The organism is Streptomyces sp. CB01580, from assembly GCF_001905795.1.
Classification (GTDB): Bacteria; Actinomycetota; Actinomycetes; order Streptomycetales; family Streptomycetaceae; genus Streptomyces.
Genome location: NZ_LIXJ01000060.1, coordinates 1 through 7,860, shown reverse-complemented (window position 1 = coordinate 7,860; position 7,860 = coordinate 1). Strand labels below are relative to the sequence as shown.

The window sequence follows — 7,860 nt, the reverse complement described above, 5'->3', positions numbered from 1 at the left end:
TCAAAGTCACCGGTATTGCCCTTAGTGGCTGTTGTCGTACCGAACCTGAGGGCGACGCTTTCGCTGTTCAGGCATAAGGTGCGTGATCCTGTGGGAGTGGTGGCCTGTCGTGTCAAGCGCCTGCGGTCGGGGTCGCGGAAGAACGCCACCTATGCCGCCTTCCGCGAGGTCGGCCGCGTGATCCGCACCGTGCAGCTGCGCTACCTCTCGGATGCACCACTTCGCCGGCGGGTGACCGCGGCGACGAACAAGGTGGAGTCGTTCAACCGGTTCTCGCAGTGGATCGGCTTCGGCAACCGCGGCGTCATCGCCGACAACGACCCGATCGAGCAGGAGAAGGCGATGAAGTTCAACGCTCTGCTCACGAACGCGGTGATCTTCCACAACGCCCTGGACATCGCGGAGATCGTGCGGCAGATGCTGAACGAAGGGTGGGAGATCGACCCGGAGGACCTGGCCCACATCTCGCCGTACCTGACCGAGCACATCAACCGGTTCGGCGAGTACTCCACGCACGAGCTCGGCATCCAGCCCGACGCGTACGACCCGAAACTCGACGTCGACTTCACCCCGCTGCGCGAGCAGGGCCTCACCGCCGCCGGCCTCGGCCAGGCCGCCTGACCTCGTGCAGGGACAGCGCCACGCCCAGGGCGGCCCTGGTCTGGGATGGAGTCGATGACGTCGTCCTCCCGGGAGTCGAAGGGCGGGGCGACGAAGCGACCGGGGCGCCGGCGGGTAGCCTGTGCGGATGAGTACGGCCCACAACACCGAGCACGCTGACACCGGACTCCAGGAATGGGAACGGTCCGCCAACGCCGCCTGGGTAGAACAGGCACTGACCGGCGGTGAGTACGTCTCGGAGGTAGTCAGGCTTCACGGAGGTGCGACCTCCGAGATGCTCCGGCTCACCGTCGACGGCCCTGCCGGCCAGCGTGCACTGGTGTTGCGGAGCTTCATCGAGCCCAGGTTCGCCCAGCAGGCGCAGAGCCTGCTGAAGCGTGAGGCGGATGTGTTGCGCATGCTGGAGGACGCTGACGTTCCCACCGCGTCGCTGGTGGCGGTGGACGCGACCGGCGACCACTCCGGCCGGCCCTGCCTGCTGATGTCGGTACTTCCGGGCGAGCCCCGCATCCAGGACGCGGGGGCCGACCGGCGCATGGAACTTCTCGCCAACGCGCTGCGTCGCATCCACGACGTGCGGCTGCCCCCAGGGGCCCGGCCACAGACCTACGAAGCATGGATCAAGCCCGAGGACGTCCCACTGCCGAAGGACAGCAGCCGCACAGAGCTGTGGCAGCGGGCCGTGGACGTCATCCGCGAACCGCCTCCCGCATACCAGGGACGCTTTCTCCACCGGGACTTCCACCCGGGAAACGTCCTGTTCACCGGCCCCGATGACGATCCGCGAATCAGCGGCGTCGTCGACTGGGTGGAAACCTCGTGGGGACCGGCCGACCTGGACGTGGCGCACTGCTCCACCGCCTTGGCCGTGCTGCACGGCGTTCCGGCAGGAATGCGGTTCGCGGACCTCTACCTCGCGGCCGGCGGACGGCTGACCGAGGACCGGACCGCGCACCTGTACTGGCGAATGCTCGCCGCGCTGGTGTACGCGCCCAACGTCGACCGGCTCGCCGTCCCCCTGGCCGCGCTGGGCCGCACAGAACTCACCGCGGACACACTGACCGCCAGGCTGGAGGACTACCTCCAGGCCGTGTTCGAACGCTTCGGGTAGAGCGCCGGTGACGACCGGCGCGCTTCAACCTTCCACGTCCTCACGGAGCATCGAACGACAGCGACGGCGCGGCGCCGCGGCGTACCCGGCGGCCCGCCGCCCCGTGGGACCCGTCTGCGGAGACCTTCTCGATCACGTCACTTCTTGCGTCGCGTGGTTCGCCCGGCGTCGGACACCGACCGGATGAAGGAGATCGTGCGCGCACGCATGCTTTCACGGCGCGCAGCGATGATCTCTTCGACCGGGGGATCGAAGGGCTGGCGGATCGGTTTGGAATGCATCTTCACCGCGCAGTCGAGATCCGTGCACAGCAGAAGACCGATGGTGTTGAGACGTTCGCGCTTGTCACGTGAGGAGAGGCGGGCGGTGAACAGTGAGACCTCGTGGAACCGGCGGGCGAAGCGGCACAGGTCGCACATCATCGCGCGTGAGGCGTGTGACGCGTCGTTCGGTGCTTGCCGCAGCAGCACGCCCAGCGGCTGGTCGTCGGCCTCGGTGACGACGTAGGCGCGTTGGGGGGCGCGCATGTCCCGCCAGCCGAGGTAGTCGATCCGGTGCCAAGGGGTGTCGTCGAAAGTAGCCGGCAGCCGGACCCTCTTCTCGGCCGGGTCCAGGTTCACGATCGAGGCGCGCACTTCGTCCCTGGTCATGGGGCGCATGGGTTCTCCTAGCGCGTTGCACCCGGGTGCAACGTGTGTCGATACAGGTTTGAAGGAATCGGGTGCCTCACCGGCGGCGCGCGGGCTGACCGTGCTCCGCCGGTGAGGACGGGCTGAGGAGGGCGGCCCGTCCGGGCCGCCTTCGTTGACGGGCGTCCGGCGCCACGGTGCCGCGAGGTATCTGGGTCACAGGGCGAGCAGCGTGCGGTGGGCGATGCCGGTGTCCCGCAGTGGTTTGAGCGCCAGGCGCACCAGGACCAGTACGTTGTCGTCACCGGCGATCCGGTTGGCGCTGAGTTCACCGCAGGACAGGCACTGGTGGATGATCATCCATTCGCCGTCGGGCCGTACCGACATGCTCAGTGCTTCCATCCGGCCGTGGCAGTCTGCGGCCCGGTCGCCGGGGATCCGGCGGTCGACGTGCAGGCTGGCCAGGCAGTTCGGGCAGTGATTGCGGTGCGTGGTGCCGGGCGCGTCCAGGGACACGTCCAGTCGGCAGCCCACGCACCGGAAGTCGTGTGCCCGGTGTCCTTGCTGGCTGTGGAGGACGTCCTTGTGCCGCTGCGGCCGGCGTGCGGCCTGTGCGCGGCGGCGGGGGTTGCTCACTCGTCTCGGCATGGTTGGGTCTTCTCCTTCCGGGTTCACAGGTCGCCGAAGGCTTCGAGTGGGAAGGGCAGTTGTGCCAGGGGTCGCACGGCCATGCGCATGAGGATGAGCTGGTTGTCGTCGGCGCAGACGGGGTTGGAGGTCAGCTCGTCGCAGCGCACGCAACGGTGGATGACCATCCAGTCGCCGGTGCGCAGCACGGCGATGGCGATCGGCGTCATCCGGCCCTGGCAGTCACTCGGGGCGGCCTCGACCTGGTCGAGAACGTGCTGGGAGTGCAGGCAGGACGGGCAGTGGTTGCGTCGCGTGCCGTCACCGGCGACGGCGGACACGGTGAGGCCGCACCGCACGCAGGCGAAGGTGCCGGCCAGGACGGTGTGTGGGGTGCTGGGGAGAGCCTTGTTGCTGGACACCCGGGGTGCTCCTTGCTGGAAGGTCTGTAATGACAGCAAGAGCAGGCCGAGCGGCCTCGACGACGAAGTTGCCCACTCCTGGACATCCGCGGCATACGTGCGGGATGTAAGGGGGGCGGGCTGGGTCAGCGCACCGGAATATCTACGTCCGGTCACCGTCCGCGAGGGGACGGTTTCAGAAACAACGGACGGCTAGGCGGTGCAGCGAGGCGCACTCGGCGCGGGCCGGAACATCAAACTCTTTTCCAGGGCACAGGAAGCCCAGGGCAGACCGACGGAACTCCGCAAGAGTAACAACAGGTCCCGGGCGGGTGCCAACGATTATCGGTCCCTTGCCCCACGGCCGTGAGCAGCGAAGACGCGTCGCGGGGTGTCACGATCCGACGCCCCGGGCTACCCGGGGACGCCAGCTCCCGCACCAGCCCGCCGCATGGATAACGACTGCCAAAAAGCGGGGGCCGTCACGCTTCGTGCTCGCAGAAATGAGTAGTTCTGAGAGGCCGGAGCCCCTCACCGAATCTGTCCGCTTTGCCCCTGATCTTCGTTCTCATAACCTCTCGCAAAACAGCTTCCGCACAATGTCTCTCGCGATAGGTTCTGCGACATGCCAGAGCTTGCAGATCCGGCCGCCGCAGTAGAATAGTTCGACTGTCCCACCTGTGAGGTGCCCGCCGGAAGCGCCTGCCGCACCCGCGGCGGCAAGGTCGCCCCGAAGTACCACACTCCCCGCTTCATGCTCGCCCCCCAGCTCCGCGCCGAACTGGAGGTGAAGACCCCCGCCGATCGCGGCCCCGGCCGCGCATGGGCGAGGGGCCCGGCGATCGACGCCACGGCGCCCCAGGCCACAACAAAGCCCACAAGGGTGGGATACGCCCGGTGCAGCACCGCCCAGCAGGAACTCCAGAGCCAGCTCGACGCCCTGGCGGAGGCCGGGTGTGATCCGGTCTTCTCCGAGAAGATCAGTACCCGGGTCAAGACCCGGTTCGAGTTCGTCAAGGCGATGGGCTTCGCCCGCACCATCAAGAAGGCGGTCCCGCACCAGCGGGTGATCTTCACCGTGCACGAGATGAAGCGTCTGGGACGCGGCGCCGCCGAGCTCTTGGTCATCGCCGAGGATCTACGCCACCACGACATCCAGCTCGAACTCCTCACCGGCCCCCTCCAAGGGGTCTACGACCCCTCCGGGCACGGTGCCGCCCTCTTCGCGTTCTTCGTCGGCATGGCAGAGTCCGAGTGCGAATACATCCTTGGGGCGGTGGGCGGTGGCGTTCGACGTGGTCGCGCTGGTCGACCAGGATGGGTATCTGTCTCTGGTTGAAGGTGTGGACGTCGCGAATCAGCGGACGCAGGTGGTGATCCGGGGGGTCGGCGAGAGCTGGGCGACCGTGCGGTCTTCGACGAGCCGAAGGCGTGCCCGACAGGTGGAAGCGTCCGGGCCGGTGACGACGAAGTGTGCGAGGCGGTCGAGCAGGCTGCCGTTGGGCGGGGGCGACACGTAGTCACCGGGCCTGTGCGTCCAGACGAACCTCTCCAACCAGGAGCCACCCGGAGAAGCACTGTGCAGCGCTTCGATCCGCCCTGCGTGCGCTGGGTAGATGAACCGGACTGCAGCGGCCTGTCGGCGTGTAAGTTCAAGGTCCGGTTCAGCGCCAATGGCGAGGGCTGCGGCTGCCTGCGGCAGGCTGACGCCCGTGGCCAGGTACACGAGGTGGGGGATGAGATCTCCACCGAGTCTCGCGTTGATCTCGATGATTCGTGGCCCACGGTCCTTGGTCAGGCGCATCTCGACGTGCATGACGCCGTGGGTGATGCCGACGGCGTTCAGTGCGTCGGTGGCGACGAACCGCACAGCGTCATTGTCCAGCAGCTCGTCGTTCGCGTCGACGACGTGGCCGACTTCCTCGAAGCAGGGTTCGGCCGAAAGCGCCTTGCGGGTGATCGCCGCTACGTGGACGCGTCCCGGGCCGAGCACCACGCACTCGACGCTGATCTCGGGCCCCGGTCTTCTTCGCCTCGGTGATGACCTGCCTGGACAACTCCCCGGCCTTCGGAAACGGCAGGCCCTGCTCGCGGGCGTCCTTGCGGGTGCGCAACGCGTCGTTGAACACAACGCGGGCGCACCCGAACGCCCGGGCCAGCGCCACACGCTGAGGACCGTTCGGGTACACGCGGAAGGTGTACCGAAGCTGCATACCGAACACCGTAATACAGTTGGCCTATGGCTGAGTATCAGAACATTCGTACTGGTCGTCACTGTGCTTTTGCCCTCCACGCACATTTGGTTTTTGTGACGAAGTACCGGCACAGGGTCTTCGAGGACGTGCACCTGACGCGTATGGAGGAGGTCATGCGGGCCGTGTGTGAGGACTTCGAATGCGAACTGGTGGAGTTCAACGGCGAGGACAACCACGTGCATCTGCTGGTGAACTTCCCCCCGAAAGTGGCCCTGTCCAAGCTGGTCAACTCGCTCAAGGGCGTCAGCTCACGCCGGCTCCGCCAGGAGTACCCGGAACTGGTCCGGCACTACTGGCGGGCTCAGCGTCTGTGGTCCGGTTCCTACTTCGCCGGGTCGGTGGGCGGGGCTCCCTTGTCCATCGTCCGTGAGTACATCGAGCAGCAGAACCGCCCACTGTGACCTGCGAGTTAGAGCACTTCTCAGAATCGCTTCACCACCGGGCTGAAGCCCGATGCACTGCGATTAGTTCCGGTAGCCCAGGGCCTCGGCCCAGAAAGCCACCATTTTCTGCGGATCGGAGCAGTCGATCGTCAGATGCACTGTCATCTCCATGCTCGGAGCATCCCAGGCAGGTCTGACAGACGATCCACTTTCGCAACAGGCCCTGGTTCGGCCCGCCGGTCATGGACAGCCTGCCCCAGCGCGAAGGCGTACCCGGCCTCGATGTAGGCGGACGACTCCTCGACTGTCTCCCCCAGAAGTTTTCAAGACTTCCGATTGCTCAAGTGGTCGGTCCGCCAAGCCGCAGGTCAGGCGGGTGCGGGCGCCCCAGCCTCACCGTTGTCATCGTCGTCGTGCCGGCTACATGCCTGATCAGGAGCCGAAGCGTCTGGCGTGCCACTCGGAGCTGCGTCGGCACCGGCGGCAGCCTGGTACTCCGAGTGCATCGTCCCGGCCACATCAGCATCACGGCCGTCCACCACACCCGAGCGTGGTGGAGCGTCGTCGCGCTCGCGTTGGAGTGGCCGAGCCGCTTGGCCGCTGCCATGACGTCGTGCCGATCTGCTACCCACGTGGCGTGCGTCGCCCGGAGATCACGCGGTGTGACGTCAGTCAGGCCAGCGGCTTCCACGGCCTTGTCGAAGTGGGCCTTCCGCCAGTCGTTATAGCGCAGCGCCTTTCCGGTGCGGCCGAGGAACGCGGTCGGTCTCATCTTCGTTCACTCTGAACACCACCACAGGCGGTTGGCTCATCCCGCCGCGGTCTTTGCTCACCGGCCAACCATCAGTAGAGCACTACCTTTTCGGCTACGGCAATCAACATTATTTCACACAACAACCAGATCAACGATATGCCAATTTCAGCCAAACGTGTGACTTGAAATGAGTGGTCATGATTCTCTTTTTTTTGCTTCCATGATCATGGTTATTTCATTGCCAAGTCGCGAAGGTGGAGTTGTGCGAAAATATGCTGTGGTGATGGCGGCCGCCGTGATGACCGGCTTTTCCCTTGCGGGCAACGCCCAGGCGGCTGACGTAAATCCGATGAGCGCAACAAAGTGCACGGGGAACGCTGGCATGACAGACGGCTCCGGAGAGGTCTGCATAATTGTCAACGGTACCGGCCTCAAAGTCAATAGCGTATATGTCGAGAAGAGATCGAATAACACCTCGTGGACGGATCGCGGACGGATCGAATTCTCGGACGGGTCGGGTGGATATACGAGTGGAAATGTGACGGCCGCTCGCACTGAAACCAAGAGGGTGGGCACACAATGGGGGCTCACCGCAAAGGATGGCAGTACGGTCTGCGGCTGGTTCAGCAAGTTCCCTGGGACTAAGGCTTGTGCCACGATCCACAAGTAGACCGGGAGGTCGGCCGCCCCACCACCTGGAGGGGCGGCACCACCTGGCGTGCAGGACAGACTGCCGCGCATGAAAACAGACGGCTGCAAGGCGCGCATCAAGAAGGCGGCGTTTCCGGCAATACTCCTGGCCTCTCTCCTCGGATACGTATTGTTTTTCGTGGCGATATGGCGTATGCCTCTCGCTGGACACCGCGTCGCCACTGAACGTGCGCGGCGTGGGCCTCTGCGCGCACCGTGTCGAGGGCCGCGCGGTAGATACCAGAGGCATCGACATGCAGAACCACCACTGCGATCAGCGGAAACGCGACTGCGGTAATCCCGCTACCGACTCCGTTGGCGGTCTTGCCTAACCAGAGCAGACGGAAATCTCTGTGTCGGAACACCCCTAAGACGTCATCTCATTTGGC

Annotated in this window: 10 protein-coding genes and 3 pseudogenes; 6 read left to right on the top strand and 7 right to left on the bottom strand. The window is 65.5% G+C overall.

Features of this window, described 5'->3' with window-relative positions:
* Window positions 1-96: 96 nt before the first annotated feature.
* Window positions 97-621, top strand: a complete 525-nt coding sequence (locus tag AMK22_RS36640) for a Tn3 family transposase (RefSeq protein ID WP_158072135.1) — start codon at window positions 97-99, stop codon at window positions 619-621.
* A gap of 127 nt (window positions 622-748) precedes the next feature.
* A complete protein-coding gene (locus AMK22_RS36635) occupies window positions 749-1,732 on the top strand; it encodes a phosphotransferase family protein (RefSeq protein WP_073792028.1) in 984 nt (327 codons plus the stop codon).
* A 137-nt stretch (window positions 1,733-1,869) separates the two neighbouring features.
* On the opposite strand, the gene AMK22_RS36630 is transcribed toward AMK22_RS36635, so the two are convergent.
* From AMK22_RS36630 to AMK22_RS36620, 3 genes are all read right to left on the bottom strand, one after another.
* Window positions 1,870-2,367 carry an FBP domain-containing protein gene (locus tag AMK22_RS36630; protein ID WP_242434318.1) on the bottom strand — a complete coding sequence of 166 codons (498 nt, stop codon included), beginning with the start codon at window positions 2,365-2,367 and terminating at the stop codon, window positions 1,870-1,872.
* A gap of 210 nt (window positions 2,368-2,577) precedes the next feature.
* On the bottom strand, window positions 2,578-3,009 hold the full coding sequence (locus AMK22_RS36625; RefSeq protein WP_073792025.1) for an RNHCP domain-containing protein: 432 nt from the start codon (window positions 3,007-3,009) through the stop codon (window positions 2,578-2,580).
* 23 nt (window positions 3,010-3,032) lie between these two features.
* On the bottom strand, window positions 3,033-3,410 hold the full coding sequence (locus tag AMK22_RS36620; protein ID WP_073792023.1) for an RNHCP domain-containing protein: 378 nt from the start codon (window positions 3,408-3,410) through the stop codon (window positions 3,033-3,035).
* 658 nt (window positions 3,411-4,068) lie between these two features.
* Here AMK22_RS36620 and AMK22_RS42565 point away from each other — a divergent pair.
* Window positions 4,069-4,173, top strand: a pseudogene (locus AMK22_RS42565) (zinc finger domain-containing protein); the annotation flags it as partial.
* Window positions 4,174-4,176: 3 nt separating this feature from the next.
* A complete protein-coding gene (locus AMK22_RS36615; protein WP_443333345.1) occupies window positions 4,177-4,728 on the top strand; it encodes a recombinase family protein in 552 nt (183 codons plus the stop codon).
* Between the two features lie 18 nt (window positions 4,729-4,746).
* Here the strand turns inward: AMK22_RS36615 and AMK22_RS36610 are convergent, their stop codons facing one another.
* Together AMK22_RS36610 and AMK22_RS36605 are read right to left on the bottom strand one after the other, a co-directional pair.
* Window positions 4,747-5,385, bottom strand: a complete 639-nt coding sequence (locus tag AMK22_RS36610; protein ID WP_199883428.1) for an ATP-grasp domain-containing protein — start codon at window positions 5,383-5,385, stop codon at window positions 4,747-4,749.
* Between the two features lie 16 nt (window positions 5,386-5,401).
* A pseudogene (locus AMK22_RS36605) lies at window positions 5,402-5,602 on the bottom strand (helix-turn-helix domain-containing protein); the annotation flags it as partial.
* A 26-nt stretch (window positions 5,603-5,628) separates the two neighbouring features.
* Between AMK22_RS36605 and tnpA the strand changes: the two are divergent.
* A complete protein-coding gene (gene tnpA, locus AMK22_RS36600; protein ID WP_073792019.1) occupies window positions 5,629-6,045 on the top strand; it encodes an IS200/IS605 family transposase in 417 nt (138 codons plus the stop codon).
* 72 nt (window positions 6,046-6,117) lie between these two features.
* Here tnpA and AMK22_RS42185 read toward each other — a convergent pair.
* Window positions 6,118-6,198 (bottom strand): annotated as a pseudogene (locus tag AMK22_RS42185) (VOC family protein); the annotation flags it as partial.
* A gap of 169 nt (window positions 6,199-6,367) precedes the next feature.
* The gene (locus AMK22_RS37975) at window positions 6,368-6,799 is read right to left on the bottom strand and encodes a tyrosine-type recombinase/integrase (protein WP_338014213.1); all 432 of its coding nucleotides are present in this window, start codon (window positions 6,797-6,799) and stop codon (window positions 6,368-6,370) included.
* Window positions 6,800-6,968: 169 nt separating this feature from the next.
* Here AMK22_RS37975 and AMK22_RS39330 point away from each other — a divergent pair, with 169 nt between their 5' ends.
* On the top strand, window positions 6,969-7,451 hold the full coding sequence (locus AMK22_RS39330; protein WP_143203658.1) for a hypothetical protein: 483 nt from the start codon (window positions 6,969-6,971) through the stop codon (window positions 7,449-7,451).
* Window positions 7,452-7,860: the final 409 nt, after the last annotated feature.

What these genes read in the sequence shown, in the direction of transcription:
- AMK22_RS36635 (WP_073792028.1), top strand. Translation starts at nt 749, where the DNA reads ATGAGTACGGCCCACAACACCGAGCACGCTGACACCGGACTCCAGGAA.
- AMK22_RS36625 (WP_073792025.1), bottom strand. Translation starts at nt 3,009, where the DNA reads ATGCCGAGACGAGTGAGCAACCCCCGCCGCCGCGCACAGGCCGCACGC.
- tnpA (WP_073792019.1), top strand. Translation starts at nt 5,629, where the DNA reads ATGGCTGAGTATCAGAACATTCGTACTGGTCGTCACTGTGCTTTTGCC.
- AMK22_RS37975 (WP_338014213.1), bottom strand. Translation starts at nt 6,799, where the DNA reads ATGAGACCGACCGCGTTCCTCGGCCGCACCGGAAAGGCGCTGCGCTAT.
- AMK22_RS39330 (WP_143203658.1), top strand. Translation starts at nt 6,969, where the DNA reads ATGAGTGGTCATGATTCTCTTTTTTTTGCTTCCATGATCATGGTTATT.